Source organism: Rhizobium sp. GR12, assembly GCF_036596185.1.
GTDB lineage: Bacteria > Pseudomonadota > Alphaproteobacteria > Rhizobiales > Rhizobiaceae > Agrobacterium > Agrobacterium nepotum.
In genome coordinates this window covers 143767-161069 of the sequence record NZ_JASXTH010000006.1, presented here as the reverse complement: position 1 = coordinate 161069, position 17303 = coordinate 143767, and the positions used below count along the sequence as shown (strand labels likewise).

The 17303-nt window shown below is 59.7% G+C and carries 16 protein-coding genes; 8 read left to right on the top strand and 8 right to left on the bottom strand.

Annotated features, from left to right (window positions below):
* Positions 1-80: 80 nt before the first annotated feature.
* From dapF to QSK43_RS12375, 5 genes are read left to right on the top strand one after another with little or no spacing between them, the layout of a single operon-like run.
* Positions 81-983 (top strand): diaminopimelate epimerase, encoded by a 903-nt coding sequence (gene dapF, locus QSK43_RS12395; RefSeq protein ID WP_332303678.1) that lies wholly within the window; start codon positions 81-83, stop codon positions 981-983.
* Positions 980-2254 carry a tRNA (N(6)-L-threonylcarbamoyladenosine(37)-C(2))-methylthiotransferase MtaB gene (gene mtaB / locus QSK43_RS12390; RefSeq protein ID WP_332303677.1) on the top strand — a complete coding sequence of 425 codons (1275 nt, stop codon included), beginning with the start codon at positions 980-982 and terminating at the stop codon, positions 2252-2254. The genes dapF and mtaB overlap by 4 nt, the downstream gene beginning before the upstream one ends.
* 31 nt (positions 2255-2285) lie before the next feature.
* Positions 2286-3722: a signal recognition particle-docking protein FtsY gene (ftsY, locus tag QSK43_RS12385; protein ID WP_332303676.1), complete on the top strand. Its 1437-nt coding sequence runs from the start codon at positions 2286-2288 to the stop codon at positions 3720-3722.
* 2 nt (positions 3723-3724) lie between these two features.
* On the top strand, positions 3725-4375 hold the full coding sequence (locus QSK43_RS12380; RefSeq protein WP_045019527.1) for a septation protein A: 651 nt from the start codon (positions 3725-3727) through the stop codon (positions 4373-4375).
* Entirely contained in the window at positions 4372-4968 is a 597-nt protein-coding gene (locus QSK43_RS12375) for a DUF2585 domain-containing protein (RefSeq protein WP_332303675.1), read from the top strand. The genes QSK43_RS12380 and QSK43_RS12375 overlap by 4 nt, the downstream gene beginning before the upstream one ends.
* Before the next feature lie 74 nt (positions 4969-5042).
* On the opposite strand, the gene QSK43_RS12370 is transcribed toward QSK43_RS12375, so the two are convergent.
* The 5 genes from QSK43_RS12370 to ccmA all read right to left on the bottom strand — a co-directional run bounded on the left by QSK43_RS12370 (position 5043) and on the right by ccmA (position 8165).
* The gene (locus QSK43_RS12370) at positions 5043-5648 is read right to left on the bottom strand and encodes a DsbE family thiol:disulfide interchange protein (RefSeq protein WP_332303674.1); all 606 of its coding nucleotides are present in this window, start codon (positions 5646-5648) and stop codon (positions 5043-5045) included.
* A complete protein-coding gene (ccmD, locus tag QSK43_RS12365; RefSeq protein WP_045019533.1) occupies positions 5645-5818 on the bottom strand; it encodes a heme exporter protein CcmD in 174 nt (57 codons plus the stop codon). Before ccmD ends, QSK43_RS12370 begins: the two co-directional genes overlap by 4 nt.
* A 4-nt stretch (positions 5819-5822) precedes the next feature.
* Positions 5823-6584 (bottom strand): heme ABC transporter permease, encoded by a 762-nt coding sequence (locus QSK43_RS12360; protein ID WP_332303673.1) that lies wholly within the window; start codon positions 6582-6584, stop codon positions 5823-5825.
* A gap of 74 nt (positions 6585-6658) precedes the next feature.
* Positions 6659-7318: a heme exporter protein CcmB gene (ccmB, locus tag QSK43_RS12355; RefSeq protein ID WP_332303672.1), complete on the bottom strand. Its 660-nt coding sequence runs from the start codon at positions 7316-7318 to the stop codon at positions 6659-6661.
* A 205-nt stretch (positions 7319-7523) separates the two neighbouring features.
* Positions 7524-8165: a heme ABC exporter ATP-binding protein CcmA gene (gene ccmA, locus QSK43_RS12350; RefSeq protein WP_332303671.1), complete on the bottom strand. Its 642-nt coding sequence runs from the start codon at positions 8163-8165 to the stop codon at positions 7524-7526.
* A gap of 272 nt (positions 8166-8437) precedes the next feature.
* Here ccmA and acnA point away from each other — a divergent pair, with 272 nt between their 5' ends.
* The 3 genes from acnA (at position 8438) to QSK43_RS12335 (ending at position 12860) form a co-directional block, all read left to right on the top strand.
* Entirely contained in the window at positions 8438-11131 is a 2694-nt protein-coding gene (gene acnA / locus QSK43_RS12345) for an aconitate hydratase AcnA (protein WP_045019543.1), read from the top strand.
* 196 nt (positions 11132-11327) lie between these two features.
* Positions 11328-12068, top strand: a complete 741-nt coding sequence (locus QSK43_RS12340; protein ID WP_045019545.1) for a DUF1223 domain-containing protein — start codon at positions 11328-11330, stop codon at positions 12066-12068.
* A gap of 399 nt (positions 12069-12467) precedes the next feature.
* Entirely contained in the window at positions 12468-12860 is a 393-nt protein-coding gene (locus tag QSK43_RS12335) for a DUF2794 domain-containing protein (protein ID WP_045019546.1), read from the top strand.
* Positions 12861-12997: 137 nt separating this feature from the next.
* On the opposite strand, the gene QSK43_RS12330 is transcribed toward QSK43_RS12335, so the two are convergent.
* The 3 genes from QSK43_RS12330 to QSK43_RS12320 all read right to left on the bottom strand — a co-directional run bounded on the left by QSK43_RS12330 (position 12998) and on the right by QSK43_RS12320 (position 17222).
* A complete protein-coding gene (locus QSK43_RS12330) occupies positions 12998-13735 on the bottom strand; it encodes a Bax inhibitor-1/YccA family protein (protein WP_045019548.1) in 738 nt (245 codons plus the stop codon).
* A gap of 218 nt (positions 13736-13953) precedes the next feature.
* Positions 13954-16515: an ABC transporter permease gene (locus QSK43_RS12325; protein ID WP_332303670.1), complete on the bottom strand. Its 2562-nt coding sequence runs from the start codon at positions 16513-16515 to the stop codon at positions 13954-13956.
* Positions 16512-17222 (bottom strand): ABC transporter ATP-binding protein, encoded by a 711-nt coding sequence (locus tag QSK43_RS12320; protein WP_332303669.1) that lies wholly within the window; start codon positions 17220-17222, stop codon positions 16512-16514. Before QSK43_RS12320 ends, QSK43_RS12325 begins: the two co-directional genes overlap by 4 nt.
* Between the last annotated feature and the right edge of the window lie 81 nt (positions 17223-17303).

Genomic DNA, 17303 nt, shown 5'->3' with positions numbered 1-17303 from the left:
TCCTTTCCGCCATATAGAGCGAAAGCGCGGGTAGAAGCCCGTTTTCAATCCGGTTTCAGGTAGTTTTCAGGTTCAAGGCGATGGCGGATACGGTCGAATTTGCGAAGATGAACGGGCTTGGCAACAAGATCCTCGTTGTCGATATGCGCGGCCGCAAGGATATGGTGACGCCCTCGGCGGCAATCGCGCTCAATGCCGATCCCGCCACGCAGTTCGACCAGATCATGGCGATCCACGATCCGCGTGTCGGCGGCACCGACGCCTTTATCGATATTCTCAATTGCGACGGCACAAAGGCGCAGGCTTGCGGCAACGGCACGCGTTGTGTGGTGCAGGCGTTGTCGTCCGAGACGGGCAAGACCTCTTTCACTTTCCAGACGGTCGCGGGCATCCTCAATGCCGTAGAGCATGAAGACGGTATGATCTCCGTGGATATGGGCCTGCCGCGTTTCCGTTGGAGCGATATTCCGCTTTCGGAGGAGTTCCACGATACGAGCCGCATCGAATTGCAGATCGGGCCGATCGACGCGCCGATCCTGCATTCGCCCGCCGTCATGTCCATGGGCAACCCGCATGCGATTTTCTGGGTGGATCGCGACCCGATGGATTTCGATCTGGGACGCTTCGGACCGCTTCTCGAAAACCACCCGATGTTTCCGGAAAAGGCCAATATCACGCTGGCGCAGGTGATTTCCGACAGCGCGCTTCGCACCCGTACATGGGAACGCGGCGCCGGGCTGACGCTCGCCTGCGGTTCCGCCGCCTGTGCCGCCGCTGTTTCCGCCGCGCGCACCGGCCGCACCGGCAGGAAGGTCACCATTGATGTCGCCTCCAGCCCCGTGCGCGTGCCGCTGACCATCGAATGGCGCGAGGACGATCACGTCGTCATGACCGGGCCGGCCGAATGGGAATGGTCCGGCATGGTCGATCCCGTCACCGGCGTCTGGTCGCGGGACGCCATGGCCGAGCAGGGGGCCATATGAGCGGCGTCGAGGTCATAACCTTCGGCTGCCGTCTCAATACCTATGAATCGGAAGTGATGCGGGCGGAGGCCGAAAAGGCCGGGCTCAACAATGCCGTGCTGGTCAATACCTGCGCCGTGACGGGCGAGGCGGTGCGCCAGGCGCGCCAGGCCATCCGCCGGGCAAGGCGCGACAATCCGCATGCCCGCATCATCGTCACCGGCTGCGCCGCGCAGACGGAAAAAGAGACCTTTGCCGAGATGCCCGAGGTGGATGCGGTGCTGGGCAATGAGGAAAAGCTGAAAAGCGCCTCCTATCGCGCTCTGCCGGATTTCGGCGTTTCGGCGGAAGAAAAGCTGCGCGTCAACGACATCATGAGCATCAAGGCGACCGCGCCGCAGATGGTCAAGCACATTGATGGGCACGTGCGCGCCTTCATTCAGGTGCAGAACGGCTGCGATCATCGCTGCACCTTCTGCATCATCCCCTATGGCCGCGGCAATTCCCGCTCCGTGCCGATGGGTGCTGTGGTGGAGCAGGCGCGCAAGCTGACGGAAAGCGGCTATTGCGAAATCGTGCTGACCGGTGTTGATGCAACCAGTTATGGGGCCGACCTGCCGGGCGAACCTTCGCTTGGGTATCTTGCCAAGACATTGCTGAAGCAGGTGCCGGAAATCTCGAGGCTGCGGCTTTCCTCCATCGACAGCATCGAGGCCGACCATCATCTGATGGATTTGATTGGCGGCGAGCCGCGTTTCATGCCGCATCTGCACCTGTCGCTTCAGCACGGCGACGACATGATCCTGAAACGCATGAAGCGCCGCCATTCGCGGGCCGACGCCATTCGCTTCTGTCACGAGGTGCGGTCGCTCCGGCCGGATATCGCTTTCGGTGCTGATATGATCGCCGGTTTTCCGACCGAGACGGAAGAGATGTTCGAAAATGCTGCGACGCTGGCGGAAGAATGCGGCATTTCCAGCCTGCATGTATTTCCCTATAGCCCGCGTTCCGGCACACCCGCCGCGCGCATGCCGCAGCTCGACCGGGCGCTGGTGAAGGAGCGGGCGGCAAGGCTTCGCGGGCGCGGCGAGGCGCTCAGGCTCGCACATTTGCAAAACATGGTCGGTTCGGTGCAGACGATCCTGGTGGAAAACACCGGTTTTGCGCATACCGACAATTTCACGCTGGTGGCGACGCCGCATCTTCTCCCGCGCACTCTTGCGCAGGTTGCGATTACCGGCCACAACGGCAAACATCTGAACATGAAGCTTCTGGCGGCGGACGCGGCCTGAAGCGGCACGAGATAAAGACACGGAAACGACCATGGCCCTCGGCTTCATCAAAAAAGTCTTTTCGTTCGGCAAGGACAAGACCGGGACGGGCGACCGGCCGCAAGAGGATTCCGCGCTTGAACGCGCCAAGGAAAACGCCTCTTTCGACGAGGCGCTGAGCGAAGCCGAAGCACATCCCATTGTTGAGAAGGACCCGGTTTCCGAACTGGAGATCGAGACGGCCGGTGGGCCGGCTTCGGACGAGACGCCAAATGTGGCCGTTTCCGAAGACGAAGAGGAAGAGGACGCGCCGCTTCTGCCCGGTGTGGAGCTTGCCGGTGATATCGGTGTCGTGCCGTTGTCGCTGTTGCAGGCCGAAGCCGCCGCCGAAGAACAGGCAGAGGTTTTGCCGCAAGCTGCCGATGCCGTGCTCGATGCGGATGCGATGGATGCGTTGCTCGATGAGGCGGAGTCTGCGCGCGCAGTCGAACCCCCTGCGGTTTCGTCCGCTTTGCCGAAGGGCTTTTCATCGGCGAGTGAGCGCGAAGAGCCTGCGGACGAAGCACCGCAGCCGAAGCTCAGCTGGTTTCAGCGTCTGCGGGCCGGGCTTGCGCGCACCTCATCGCAGCTGACCACCCAGATTTCGGCGCTGTTCACCAAGCGAAAGCTGGACGAGGACACGCTCGACGAACTGGAAGATCTTCTCATCCAGTCGGATCTGGGTGTCGAGACAGCCATGCGCATTACCGGTGTCCTGTCTTCGGAACGTTATGGCAAGGATGTCAGCGGCGAGGATGTGGCGCGCATCATGGCGGGCGAGATTACCAAGGTCCTGAAACCCGTCGCAAAACCGCTGGAACTCGATCTTTCGCACAAGCCGCATGTCATTCTCGTCGTGGGTGTGAACGGCACCGGCAAGACGACGACCATCGGCAAACTCGCCGCCAAGCTGTCCGGCTCGGGCCTCAAGGTCATGCTGGCGGCTGGCGACACTTTTCGAGCCGCGGCAATCGAGCAGCTCAAGATCTGGGCCGATCGCACCGGCTCGCAATTCATCGGCACCAAGCTTGGGGCGGATGCCTCGGGTCTGGCTTACGATGCCTATGAGCAGGCGCGGGCTGAAAAAAGCGACGTGCTCATCATCGATACCGCCGGTCGCTTGCAGAACAAGACGGAGCTGATGGCGGAACTGGAAAAGATTGTGCGGGTGCTTGGCAAGCTCGATCCGGATGCGCCGCACACCGTGCTTCAGACGCTGGATGCGACGACCGGGCAGAACGCCCTCAACCAGGTGGAGATATTCCGCAACGTCGCGGGCGTTTCGGGCCTGATTATGACAAAATTGGATGGCACGGCGCGGGGCGGTATCCTCGTTGCCATTGCTGCAAAACACAAGCTGCCGGTGTATTTCATCGGTGTGGGTGAAGGTGTGGACGATCTGGAGCCCTTCGAGGCGGAAGATTTCGCCAAGGCCATTGCGGGAGTTTGAGTATGGATATTGAAAGCAATTCCAAGGAAAGCGAAAAGATGGTGGCGGAAATCAGCCCGCTCCTGAAATTCGTGCTCGAGCTTGGTCCGCTCATGGTGTTCTTTTTCGCCAACTCCCGTGGCGAATGGCTGGCATCCACTTTTCCGGTGCTGACGGAGTTCGGCGGGCCGATCTTCATCGCCACTGGCCTGTTCATGATCGCAACTGCTGTCGCGCTTTCTGTTTCATGGATACTGACGCGAAAGCTGCCTATGATGCCGCTGATTTCGGGCATCGTGGTTTTGGTCTTCGGTGCGCTGACACTTTGGTTGCAGAACGACACTTTCATCAAGATGAAGCCGACGATCGTCAACACTCTGTTCGGCGTCATCCTGCTCGGCGGCCTGTTCTTCGGCCAGTCGCTGCTCGGTTATGTCTTCAATTCGGCGTTCAAGCTGAACGATGAGGGCTGGCGCAAGCTGACTTTGCGCTGGGGTGTGTTTTTCCTCTTTCTCGCGGTCATGAACGAGGTGGTCTGGCGCATGTTTTCCACCGATGCATGGGTGGCCTTCAAGGTGTGGGGCACGATGCCGATCACCATCATCTTCACCATGGCGCAGATGCCGCTCGTCATGCGTCATTCGCTCGAACCGCTCAACAAGGACGAAAAATGACAGTTGCGGAGATGCCGGTTTCCCGTTCGCGGTCGCTCAAATGGTTCGGTGTGGCCGCCGGGCTGCTTCTCCTGCAGATCGTCATTCTTTATGTCATGGGCCGCATTCCCATTTGCGAATGCGGATATGTGAAGCTGTTCGAACCGGGTGTGAACACGCCGGGCAATTCTCAGCACCTAGCCGACTGGTACACGCCGTCGCACATCATCCACGGCTTCCTGTTTTACTGGTTCGCCTGGCTGCTGTTCCGCAAAAAGCCGCTTTCCATGCGGCTTTCCGTTGCGGTTCTGGTCGAGGCGGCTTGGGAAATTCTCGAAAACTCGCCTCTCATTATCGATCGTTACCGTACGGCGACCATGGCGCTGGGGTACGCCGGCGACAGCATATTGAACTCGGCGATGGATACGGTTTTCATGGTGCTGGGTTTCCTGTTCGCCGCCCGCGTGCCGGTGTGGCTGACGGTGGCGATCGCCATCTTCTTCGAACTCTTCACCGGCTGGCTGATCCGCGATAATCTGACGCTGAATGTCGTCATGCTGGTCTGGCCTGTCGAGGCGATCAAGGTATGGCAGAACGCCCTTCCGCAGATGTGAACATGTCTGCCGGATTCGGACTTGGAAGGTGCACATTGCCCGGGTTCAAAGGCAGATGTCCTTAGGCAGGTGAGTTATTTTCCGGCTGCGGCCGTGATGGCTGGCAGCAAGTCCCGTTCGACGCTTCGGGCATCGAAAGGGCCGACCTTTTTGTAAAGGATCGTGCCGTCTGCACCGACCAGATAACTTTCGGGAATGCCGTAGACACCCCAGTCGATAGCAGCCTTGCCGTTGGGGTCGACACCTATCGCCGCAAATGGATTGCCGAGTTCGCCGAGAAAGCGAAGCGCATTGTCCTGACTGTCCTTGTAATTGATACCGACGATCGTGATGCGGCTGTCTTTCGACAGTTCCTGAAGGATAGGGTGCTCCTGACGGCAGGGAATGCACCAGGAGGCGAAGACGTTCACCAGCGTCAACTTGCCTTTGATGGCGGCGTCGGTCAGCGCCGGCAGGTTCGAGCCTTCCAGCGGCGGCAGCGACAAAGTCGGCGCTTTGGTGCCGATGAGCGCTGATGGAATGGCGCTGATATCCAGCCCGTTGACGTCCTGATCGTAGAGCATCTTGCCGGCGATGAAGGCAAAGCCGCCGAAAAGCAGAAGTGGCAGCAGCGCCAGCGCATAACGTGCGCGGCCCGTCGTTTTGGCCTTTGTGTTCTGTTCCTGGCCGGCCTGCGTCATCGGGCGTCACCCGCAGAAGCAGCTTTCGTCCTGCGGCGCACGCCGGACGCCTCCAATTCCTTCAGCTCCCGTTTGCGCGCCTGACCGTCGACGACGACCCAGGCGATGAGACAGAGGACGACGAGGCCGGTCGCCGCATAGGACATGCCGATATAAAAGGCGTGCGTCATAATCTCATGCCTCCCGGTTCGCCATGCGGGCGGCGAGCCGCCGCTGGGCCGCGACACGCCTTCGCCAGATTTCGTTGCGCATGGCGGCGATGTGCAATGTGAAGAACAGCAGCGTGAAGCCGATCGCCATGGTGAGAAGCGGCCAGAGAAATTCCGCATCGATGGCTGAGCCGCCCATGCGGACGACGCTTGCCGGTTGATGCAGGGTGTTCCACCACTCGACCGAAAATTTGATGATGGGAATATTCACGAAACCCACGAGGATCAGCACGGCGCTGAGCCGGGCGGCTCTGGAGGGGTCGTCCATGGCGCGATTGAGTGCGATCAGCCCGAGATACATCAGAAAGAGGACGAAGACGGATGTCAGGCGTGCGTCCCAGACCCACCAGGTTCCCCACATGGGTTTACCCCAGAGCGAGCCGGTGACGAGGGCAATGAGCGTGAAGGCTGCGCCGATGGGGGCGGCGGCCTTGTGGCTGACATCCGCGACCGGATGACGCCACACGAGAGTGCCGATGGCCGAGACCGCCATGACCGTATAACACATCATGGCAAGCCAGGCGGAGGGAACGTGCACATACATGATGCGCACGGTGTAACCCTGCTGGTAATCGCCCTCGCTCGTGAAGGACAGATAAAGACCGGCGGCCAGCACCAGCGCCGTCAACGTTCCCAGCCAGGGCAGAATACGGGCCGCCAGCGCCAGAAACCGCGTGGGATTGGCGAGATCGCTGAATTTGGTGATGGTGAAGGTCTGCTCGTTCATGCCGTTTGTGTAACCCGAGAATGGCTGTCCCGCAATTGATCCCCGTCAATCGTAGATCGGCAGTCGCGGTTTCATCAATCCATAACACTACGCAACGCCAAAGCGGCGAAGAAAGGGCCGGTTACGGCTGAAAATAACGTGATCGCGCAGAGAATAAGGAATGGCGGCAGAAAGGGTGCCGGGTCCTGCACCGCCGCATAGGAGGCGCTGACGCCGAAGATCAGCACCGGAACGGCCAGCGGCAGGACGAGGATGGAGACCAGAAGACCGCCACGCGGCAAGGCGACGGCGACGGCGGCACCCACCGCGCCGATGAAAGTGATGGCGGGCGAGCCGACCAGAAGCGTCAGCATCACGGCGCCGATCGCCACTTCATCCATGTTCATGAACAGGCCGAGCAATGGAGAAGCAAGCACCAGCGGCAGGCCGGTCGCCACCCAGTGCGCCAGGCATTTGACGAGCACGGTCAGGACCAGCGGGTTTTCCTGCATGAGAATAAGGTCGAGCGAGCCATCCTCACGCTCTGCCTGAAACAGCCGGTCGAGGCCGAGAAGGGCGGAAAGAAGCGCGCCGATCCAGACGATGGCCGGGCCGATGCGTGCCAGCAGGTTGAGATCGGGTCCGACGCCGAAGGGGATAACGGCCACCACGGTCATGAAAAACAGCACGCCGATCAACGCGCCGCCGCCGGCACGGATGGAGAGCTTGATGTCGCGGAAGAAGAGGGCGGTCATCGGGGCGCCCTCGTTCCCGAGGCTGCGGCACCCCCCTCTGTCCTGCCGGACATCTCCCCCTCAAGGGGGGAGATCGGCAAGAAGCCGTGCCACCACTTCATTCGCAAACGTTGATGTGGGCGAAACCTTGCCTCAGGTCGACCTCCCCCCTTTAGGGAGAGATGCCCGGCAGGGCAGAGGGGGGTATGTCCCGCGCCCACGCCCCTCATGTCCAGGCCTCCACATCTAAAAAGCCCGTCATCTGCAATTCGTGCGCATTGTCCAGCCCAAGCGGCTGGTGGGTCGCGGCGATGACGATACCGCCGCAGGACAGGTGGTTCTTGACGAGATCGGTAAACATGTGGTCCGCAGCTTTGTCGAGGGCGGCGGTTGGTTCGTCGAGAATCCATACTGGCCGCCATGCGATCAAAAGCTTCGCCATGGCAAAACGCCGTTGCTGGCCGGCGGACAGATAACCGAAGGGCAGATGGGTGATACCGGCAAGGCCGACGATCTCGGCCGCCTCATCGATATCCACACCCGCGCCGCCGGAAAAATCACCGAGGAAGTCTTTCCAGAACCGCAGGTTTTCCGAAACGGTCAGTTCTGTTTTCATCGCGTTGCGATGGCCGAGATAATGGCAGGCCTCCGACGGGCGCATGTCCGGTTCTATTCCTTTGCCGGCTATATTTATGCGTCCCTGTTCGGCGCGCAGCAGGCCGGCCACCGTACGCAGGAGCGTCGATTTTCCCGAGCCGTTGCGGCCGGTTAGCACCAGCGCTTCGCCGTCACTTAACTTGAAGGAAACATTCATGAATATGAAATCTTCGCCGCGACGAACGCCGAGATTTTCCGCCGTCAAATCCATGCCGGGGTTCCGTTTAAAATTTTCATCGCACCGATCGTAAAAAATATCGATTTGGGTCACCGAATGGTCTGGCACGTTTCGGAGAAATTATCTATATGGGTGTCAACCACGCCAGCGGCCGGCGTGAACATCATCTTGCGCCGGACCTGAATGTTGCGTGAGCAACTTTCACGTGCGGACAGCGGAAATGGTCGTACCCGCATCCTGATGTGCATGAGTGCATAGGTGTCCGCACGCGCGTGTTGGCTATCAGAGTAAGCGGGGTTTTATCCGTGGCCAAATCTCTCGACAGTTTTAATTGTCGTTCCGTTCTTACCGTTGACGGTAAGGATTATGTCTATTTCAGCCTTCCCAAGGCTGAAGCCAACGGTCTGAAGGGCGTTTCCAAACTGCCTTATTCCATGAAGGTTCTTCTGGAAAACCTGCTTCGTTTCGAGGACGGTCAGTCCGTCACCAAGGAGCACATTCTGGCCGTTGCGGAATGGCTGGACAACAAGGGTCGGACCGAAAACGAAATCGCTTATCGTCCCGCCCGCGTTCTCATGCAGGACTTCACCGGCGTTCCCGCCGTGGTCGATCTTGCTGCGATGCGTGACGGCATCAAGGCTCTCGGCGGCGATCCGGAAAAGATCAATCCGCTCGTTCCCGTCGACCTCGTCATCGACCACTCGGTCATCGTCGACGAATTCGGCACTCCGAACGCGTTTGCCCGCAACGTCGAGCTTGAATACGAGCGCAACGGCGAGCGTTACCGCTTCCTGAAGTGGGGCCAGCAGGCATTCAAGAACTTCCGCGTGGTTCCGCCCGGCACCGGCATCTGTCATCAGGTCAACCTCGAATATCTCGGCCAGACCGTCTGGACGAAGGAAGAGGATGGCGAGACGATCGCTTATCCGGATACCTGCGTCGGCACCGACAGCCACACCACCATGATCAACGGTCTCGGCGTTCTGGGCTGGGGCGTTGGCGGCATCGAAGCCGAAGCGGCGATGCTCGGCCAGCCGGTCTCCATGCTTCTGCCTGAGGTCATCGGCTTCAAGCTGACCGGCAAGGTAAAGGAAGGCGTGACCGCGACCGACCTCGTGCTGACCGTCGTACAGATGCTGCGCAAGAAGGGCGTGGTTTCCAAGTTCGTCGAATTCTTCGGTCCCGGCCTCGATTCGATGTCTCTTGCCGACCGTGCGACCATCGGCAACATGGGTCCGGAATATGGTGCAACCTGCGGCTTCTTCCCGGTTGATGGCGAAACCATCAACTACCTGACCATGTCCGGCCGCACCAAGGACCGTATCGCGCTCGTCGAGGCCTATTCCAAGGCGCAGGACATGTGGCGTACCGGTGACGGTTCCGACCTCGTCTTCACCGACACGCTGGAACTCGACCTTGGCGACGTCGTGCCGTCCATGGCCGGTCCGAAGCGTCCGGAAGGCCGTCTGCCGCTCGAAACCATTGCGCCGAATTTCGCAACGGCTCTCGAAAGCGACTACAAGAAGCCAGGTCAGCTCAACAGCCGCTATGCGGTCGAAGGCGCTGATTTCGATCTTGGCCATGGCGATGTGGCGATTGCCGCCATCACGTCGTGCACCAACACCTCCAACCCTTCGGTTCTCATCGCCGCCGGCCTTCTTGCCCGCAATGCGGTGGCCAAGGGCTTGAAGTCCAAGCCTTGGGTCAAGACCTCGCTGGCGCCGGGATCGCAGGTCGTTGCCGAATATCTCGAGAAGGCCGGTCTGCAGAAGGATCTCGACGCGATCGGTTTCAATCTCGTTGGCTTCGGTTGCACGACCTGCATCGGCAACTCCGGCCCGCTGCCGGCGCCGATCTCCAAGACGATCAACGACAAGGGCCTGATCACGGCTGGCGTTCTTTCCGGCAACCGTAACTTCGAAGGCCGTATCTCGCCGGACGTTCAGGCGAACTACCTGGCCTCGCCGCCGCTCGTCGTGGCCTATGCCCTTGCCGGCACGGTCCAGAAAGACCTGACGAAGGAGCCGATCGGCGACGACCAGAATGGTAACCCGGTCTTCCTCAAGGATATCTGGCCGACTTCGCAGGAAATCCAGGAATTCATCCTGAAATACGTCACCCGCGAACTTTACGAATCGAAGTATGCGGACGTGTTCAAGGGCGACGAGAACTGGCAGGCCGTTCAGGTTCCTCCGGGCCAGACCTATGCCTGGGACGACAAGTCGACCTATGTTCAGAACCCGCCTTACTTCGTGGGCATGGGCAAGAGCGGCACGGGCCTCAAGAATATCAAGGGCGCTCGCGTTCTCGGTCTCTTCGGCGACAAGATCACGACCGACCATATTTCCCCGGCCGGTTCGATCAAGGCTGCCTCACCGGCAGGTGCCTATCTGACCGACAATGGCGTCGCCGTTGCCGACTTCAATCAGTATGGCACGCGTCGCGGCAACCATGAAGTGATGATGCGCGGCACTTTCGCCAACATCCGCATCCGCAACCACATGCTCGGCCCGAACGGCAAGGAAGGTGGCTACACCATCCACTATCCGTCCAAGGAAGAGATGTCGATCTACGACGCCGCCATGAAGTACAAGGCGGAAGGTGTTCCGCTCGTCATCTTCGCCGGTGTCGAATACGGTAACGGTTCTTCCCGCGACTGGGCGGCCAAGGGCACCAATCTGCTCGGCGTCAAGGCGGTTATCGCGCAGTCCTTCGAGCGTATCCACCGCTCCAACCTCGTTGGCATGGGCGTCGTTCCCTTCGTCTTCGAGGAAGGCACGACCTGGGCAAGCCTCGATCTCAAGGGTGACGAAACCGTCGAGATCGATGGTCTCGAAGGCGAGATCAAGCCGCGTGAAAAGAAGATCGCCAAGATCACCTACAGCGACGGTTCGGTAAAGGAAGTTCCGCTTCTGTGCCGCATCGATACGCTGGACGAAGTGATCTACATGAACAATGGCGGCATTCTGCAGACTGTTCTTCGCGATCTGGTCGCCTGAGAAAGTTTAGACCAATAAAAGACGCCGGGAGAAATCCCGGCGTCTTTCCTGTTTCATGGCCTCTTTTTTTGTGATTGCCGCTCACCCCTTCGTGACTTTCTATTGAAGTGGAATAGACGTTATTTTCCGGTTTGCATCCGGCAGGGTTGATCGCATCAATTCGTCTGGATATTTCGTCCGGACAAAGGTTTTTGTAATGCCGCTGAAATTCCCTCTGTCGATATGTGTTCTCGGCACGTTCCTCGTCACATCTGCGCATGCGCAGGAGGCTGTGAAGGGCGTCGTCGAATTGTTCACGTCGCAGGGATGCGCATCCTGCCCGCCGGCGGACGAGGCCTTGCGCAAGATGATCCAGAAGGGCGATGTCGTCGGCCTCTCCTACCATGTCGACTACTGGAACTATCTTGGCTGGACGGATTCGCTGGCATCGAAGGAAAACACCGAACGGCAATATGGTTACATGCGGGCTCTTGGCCGTAACGGGGTCTATACGCCGCAGGCCATTCTGAACGGTCGCGATCACGTCAAGGGTGCCGATGTCCGTGGCATTTACGACAGGCTCGATGCCTTCAAGCGGGAAGGTCAGGGGCTGAACGTGCCGGTCTCGTCGAAGTTTGCCGGAGACGAGGTGGAAATCGATATCGGCGCCGGCAGCGGCAAGGCCGATGTTGTGGTCGCCTATTTCACGCGCGAACAAACGGTGGATGTGCAGAAGGGCGAGAACCAGGGGAAAAAAATGTCCTACTGGCACAGCGTCTATGACGTGCAGACGGTCGGCATGTGGGACGGTTCACCGATGACGGTGAAGCTTCCGGCGAGCGTGGTTGCAAAGGTGAAAAAGGGTGGCTGCGCCGTGCTGTTGCAGACGGCAAATGCCGGCGGCGATCCGGCCGCCATTGTCGGCGCAAGTATTCTGCTGGGGAATGAAACACAGTAATCGCCGATCCGGCGATGGAAGATCCGGTCCGGGGCATTGGGGGCTGGGGGTAAAGGGTCAATGCACCGGACCGGGTCATCTTGGTGCCTAGGCATCAATTGACAATAGGACTATTCCATCCAATTCGGGCCATGGTTTGACCGAATTACGGCAGCCCATGCTAAAATGGCTGCCTAAATGGTTACCAATTTTTACCTCTGCTTTTCCGGAGGCAACTCTCGTAAGGGTGTTTTCAGGTGTCATTCGGCGTCATCGCCACCCGGTTTTTGTCGCCGTCCGAGGACCGTCAAACCCTTCGCGAAAATTCCAGCCCTGTGCTTAGAGGCCTTGCAAGGCTTGCAATTTCGTCTTCCCGGGGTCACATTAATTGAAAGACTTGGGTGGAATCGGAGGTATTGGATGACCGATCAACCGGATGTGCAGCAGGTGCAAACCGCTTCACGCGACAGTTCCACCGTTGTCGATCTCCGCGAATACAAAAAAGATAAAGACCCTTTGCCGGTCACCTTTCACCGGCGCGAGCTGGATGCGATCCTGCGCATCTATGGCCGCATGGTGGGAGAGGGCGAGTGGCGCGATTATGCCATCGACCATCTGAGGGAAAAGGCGGTATTTTCAGTCTTTAAACGCTCGGGCGAAATGCCGCTTTACCGGATCGAGAAGAACCCCAAGCTGGCAGCAAAACAGGGCGCTTATTGCGTGGTCAATACGGATGGCCGCATCCTCAAACGTGGCCACGAACTGCCGCAGGTTCTCAAGGTTTTCGACAAGGTCCTGAAGCTCATCGAGTGAGCTTCAGACAGGCGGGCTATCTCCTGTCGCTTTATGCGGACAAGCGGGTCGAGAGGCGTTCAGCTTCCGAATGCTGGTAAATAAAAAAGGCGGCCAAAGGGCCGCCTTTTGCGTATTTGCCTGTCGGGCTCTTGCCCTTACTTGTCACGGTTACCCATGAATTGCAGGAGGAACATGAACAGGTTGATGAAGTCGAGATACAGCGTCAGCGCGCCCATGATAGCCTTGCGGCCAGCCACGGCAACCTCGTCGCCATCGAAATACATTTCCTTGATCTTCTGCGTGTCGTAGGCGGTCAGGCCTGCGAAGATCAGCACGCCGATAGCGGAGATCGCGAACTGCAGCGCGGAAGAGGCGAGGAAGATGTTGACGATGGATGCGATGATGAGGCCGAACAGACCCATGATCAGGAACGAACCGAGACCGGAGAGGTTCTTCTTCGTCGTGTAACCGTAAAGCGAGAGCGCGCCGAACGAGGCGGCTGTCACGAAGAACGTCTGTACGACGCTCTGGCCGGTATAGACCAGGAAGATCGACGACAGAGACACACCCATCAGCGCCGCATAGGCCCAGAAGGTCATCTGGGCGGCGGAAACGCTCATGTTCTGGATACGGAAGCTAAGGAAGAACACCAGTCCGAGCGGCGCGAGCATGACAACCCAGCGCAGCGGCGATGCATAGAGCAGCTGGGCGACAGCCGGATTGGTCGTCGCGAGCGTAAAGGTAGCGAACGCAGCAACGCCGGTGATGACCAGAGCCAGCGCCATCAGGTTGTAAACCTTGAGCATGTAGGCGCGAAGACCTTCATCGATCATCGCACCAGTCTGTGCACGGGTCTGCGCCATGCGGTTCTGGTAGTTATTGAAATCAGCCATTGTTTCCTCTTTTGAGCTCCGTGATTGCTACGGTGTCGGGATACCTCCCGGGCGCCGCTGCGGAGCTACAGCAAGCCTGTTCAAGAATATGATGGCAGAACGTGTCCGATACAAGGCCTTTTGCTATTGAAAAGACACCATATGCGCGAAAAGCGCTCACGTTTTGGCGATCATTACAAAGAATTAATCGTTAAAGTTAAGCGGCGCACAACCGAAGATCATTCACCCGCCTGCCGTAAAACCGGAGCGGCCTTCTGCCCGAGAATTCGCCAGGTACCGATGAGGCCGATACCCACCGTCATGACGAGGGCGACGACCAGGGTTCCTATCGCCACATCCGGCAGGAAACTGGAAGGCAGCTTCATGATGCGGGCAATCACGAACCATGCGGAGACGCCGCCGGCGAAAAGTGCGAAAACGGCGGTGGCGAGACCGAGCATCATATATTCGTAAGAGAAAGCGCGGATGAGCAGGCTTCGCGTGCCTCCCAGCGTTTTCAGGATGACCGCGTCATGGGTACGGGCGCGGTTTCCGGCAGCAAGGGCGCCAGCGAGAACGAGGACGGATGCTATCAGCGCCACGGCGGCGGCGGCGCGGATGGCGGTTGCAAGCTGGCCGACCAGCCGGTTGACGACGTCGAGCGCATCTTTCACGCGCACGGTCGTGATCGTCGGATAGGCGTTGGTAACCGTGCGCAATATCTGGCCTTCGTCACTCGCTGATGCGGAAGGATCGGCGAGCGTGGCCAGCCAGGCATGCGGTGCGCCGCGGAAGGTGTTCGGCGAAAACACCATGACGAAATTGATCGACAGCGATTCCCATTCGACATTGCGCAGATTGGCGATCTTCGCCGTGATGCTGCGGCCGAGCACGTTGACGGTGACTGTGTCGCCGATCTTGAGGCCAAGTTCGCCCGCTTCTTTTGCCGCGAAGGAAACCAGCGGCTCGCCGTTATAATCCTGTCCCCACCATGTTCCCTCCGTCAGTGTCGCGTTTTCGGGAGCGTCCTGCGAATAGGTTATGCCCCGGTCACCGCGCAGCAGCCAGCGCCCGGATGGCGGCACCTCCATCTTCGTCACGTCCTCGCCGTTGAGCGCCAGAATGCGGCCGCGCAGCATCGGCACCTCGGTCAGCGTGCCTTCCGGCGCTTCGCGCTTCAAGAGATCACGGAAGCCCTGCAACTCGCTGCCTTGAATATCTACGAAGAAGAAATTCGGGGCGCGTTCCGGCAGGCTGCCGGTCAGTTCGCGGCGCAGATTGCCGTCGATCAGCGTCAGGGTCACGAGCAGGGTCAAGCCGAGGCCGAGCGAAAGAACGACCGAGGGTGTAAGCGCGCCCGGCCGGTGAATATTGCCAATCGCCAGGCGAAGGGCTGCGGAATGAACCCGGGGGCTGCGTTTGGCAATGGCCTTCACGCCCGAGGCCACGAGCCGCAGCACCACGAAAGCAAAAGCGATGGCGGCAAGGAAAACCGAGGCGATGAAACGGTCTTCTGACGAAAAGATGGCAAGTATGGCCAGCGCGGCCAACAACAAGGCCGTCGCGGCGAGATAAGGCCAGGACGGCCAGCTACCTTCCTCAAACCCTTGTTCTCGGAACAGGGCGGTTGCCGGAACTTCGCGGGCCTGGCCGAGCGGCACGATAGCGAAGGCGAGCGTCGTCAAGAGGCCGAACAGTGCGGCGAGACCGAGGGCGGCGGGGTAGAAGGCAAGCTCTTCCGGCACCGGGAGCACGCCTTCCAGGAACCCCATGGCGATCAGCGGGGCGATGGCGCCCACGGCGAGACCGATGACGATGCCGACGACGGCGATGAAGGCGATCTGGAAGAGATAGGTCATGGTGACCACGGAAGCGGGAGCGCCGAGGCATTTCAGCGAGGCGATTGTAGTGCGCTTGGAATCGAGAAAGGCGCGAACCGCGTTCGCAACACCGACACCGCCGACGATGAGGGCGGTCAGGCCCACCAGCGTCAGGAATTGTGAGAAACGGTTGACGTTTTCGGTGAGCGACGGTGCTGCCCGGTCGCTGGTGCGGATGGACCAGCCTGCATCGGGAAAGGCCTTGTTGGCCGCATCGGTCATCGTTGCGCGTGCCGAGGGATCGTTCAGCCTGATCTTGTAGGCGTGTTCGACCAGACTTCCGGTCTGAACGAGGCCCGAGGCGAACAGTGCATCGCGGCTGACCATCAGCCTCGGTGCGAAACCGAAACCGTCGGACAGCGCATCCGGCTCGTCGACCACGGTGCCGGTCAATTTCAGCTTCACATTGCCAAGCAGGATTTCATCGCCAACCTTGATGCCCAGCCGTTCCAGGAGAAGCGGTGCGGCAATGGCGCCATAGGTATCACCGCTCCCGGCCAGAAGCTCGCTTAGGGGCCGGTTGGGTTCGGCGGTGAAGGCACCGTAGAGCGGATAGGCGCCGTCCACGGCCTTGACTTCCGTCAGGGTCTGTTCAGAGCCGTCGGCAAGGCGCGCCATTGAGCGCAACCCGGTGGAAACGGCGATTTTGCCGAGGCTGTCGAGATAGGTTCGTTCCTCTCCCGTCGCTTCCCTGTTGCGTAGTTCGAAGCGTACGTCGCCCGCCAGAATAGACTGGCCCTCCGTCGCAATCGCGCTGGTGACCGCGCGTGATACGGAATTGACGGCGGCAATGGCGGCGGTTCCGAGCGCGATGCAGGCAAGGAAAATGTAAAAGCCGCGCAATCCGCCGCGAATCTCGCGGCGCGCGAGCCTCAACGCGTTCCTGATATTGGCGGCAGACGGGAGAATGGAGCCGATCATGCCGATACCGCCCGGGCCAGATGAGCTCTGGCGCTGTCACCCTCGATCTCACCGGACCGTACCTTGATCTGCCGCGAGCAGCGGGCGGCCAGCGCCGGATCATGGGTGACGAGGATCATCGTCATGCCGCGCTCGGCCTGCTTTGCAAAGAGAAGATCGGCGATCTGCTTGCCGGTATCCGTGTCCAGATTGCCCGTCGGTTCGTCGGCGATCAGTACGGCGGGGGAAGGCGCCAGCGCGCGGGCGATGGCGACGCGCTGTTGCTCGCCGCCGGATAGCTGGCCGGGATAATGGTTGAGGCGTTCGCCGAGACCGACGGCGACGAGTTCGCGTTTGGCAATCTCGAAGGGGTTCGGGGTGTTGGCCAGTTCCAGCGGAACGGCAACGTTTTCCAGCGCCGTCATGTTTGCGATGAGATGGAAGGACTGGAAAACAATGCCGATGTTCTTGCCGCGGAAATCCGCCAGGGCATCCTCGCCGAGCTTGTGCAATTCCGTATCCGCTATGACGATCTCGCCGCTATCAAGCCTCTCAAGGCCGGCAAGCACCATCAGAAGCGTCGATTTTCCCGAACCGGAGGGGCCGACGATGCCGACCGCCTCGCTTTCGCCGATTGTAAGATCAATGTTCTTGAGAACGTGAACGGAGGCGGCGGCGTTGCCGAGCGTGAGGTCGGCTTTCTTCAGCTCTATGATGCTTTTCGTCACAATTCTCGTTCCTATATAGGGTGATGAAAACGGTCCGGCGGCGTCGATGCGGTCGTATTTCAGGCAATGTGAACCAAGTTA

Coding starts and splice junctions, on each gene's coding strand:
- dapF (WP_332303678.1), top strand. CDS start 81: ATGGCGGATACGGTCGAATTTGCGAAGATGAACGGGCTTGGCAACAAG.
- mtaB (WP_332303677.1), top strand. CDS start 980: ATGAGCGGCGTCGAGGTCATAACCTTCGGCTGCCGTCTCAATACCTAT.
- ftsY (WP_332303676.1), top strand. CDS start 2,286: ATGGCCCTCGGCTTCATCAAAAAAGTCTTTTCGTTCGGCAAGGACAAG.
- QSK43_RS12380 (WP_045019527.1), top strand. CDS start 3,725: ATGGATATTGAAAGCAATTCCAAGGAAAGCGAAAAGATGGTGGCGGAA.
- QSK43_RS12375 (WP_332303675.1), top strand. CDS start 4,372: ATGACAGTTGCGGAGATGCCGGTTTCCCGTTCGCGGTCGCTCAAATGG.
- QSK43_RS12370 (WP_332303674.1), bottom strand. CDS start 5,648: ATGACGCAGGCCGGCCAGGAACAGAACACAAAGGCCAAAACGACGGGC.
- ccmD (WP_045019533.1), bottom strand. CDS start 5,818: ATGACGCACGCCTTTTATATCGGCATGTCCTATGCGGCGACCGGCCTC.
- QSK43_RS12360 (WP_332303673.1), bottom strand. CDS start 6,584: ATGAACGAGCAGACCTTCACCATCACCAAATTCAGCGATCTCGCCAAT.
- ccmB (WP_332303672.1), bottom strand. CDS start 7,318: ATGACCGCCCTCTTCTTCCGCGACATCAAGCTCTCCATCCGTGCCGGC.
- ccmA (WP_332303671.1), bottom strand. CDS start 8,165: ATGGATTTGACGGCGGAAAATCTCGGCGTTCGTCGCGGCGAAGATTTC.
- QSK43_RS12340 (WP_045019545.1), top strand. CDS start 11,328: ATGCCGCTGAAATTCCCTCTGTCGATATGTGTTCTCGGCACGTTCCTC.
- QSK43_RS12335 (WP_045019546.1), top strand. CDS start 12,468: ATGACCGATCAACCGGATGTGCAGCAGGTGCAAACCGCTTCACGCGAC.
- QSK43_RS12330 (WP_045019548.1), bottom strand. CDS start 13,735: ATGGCTGATTTCAATAACTACCAGAACCGCATGGCGCAGACCCGTGCA.
- QSK43_RS12325 (WP_332303670.1), bottom strand. CDS start 16,515: ATGATCGGCTCCATTCTCCCGTCTGCCGCCAATATCAGGAACGCGTTG.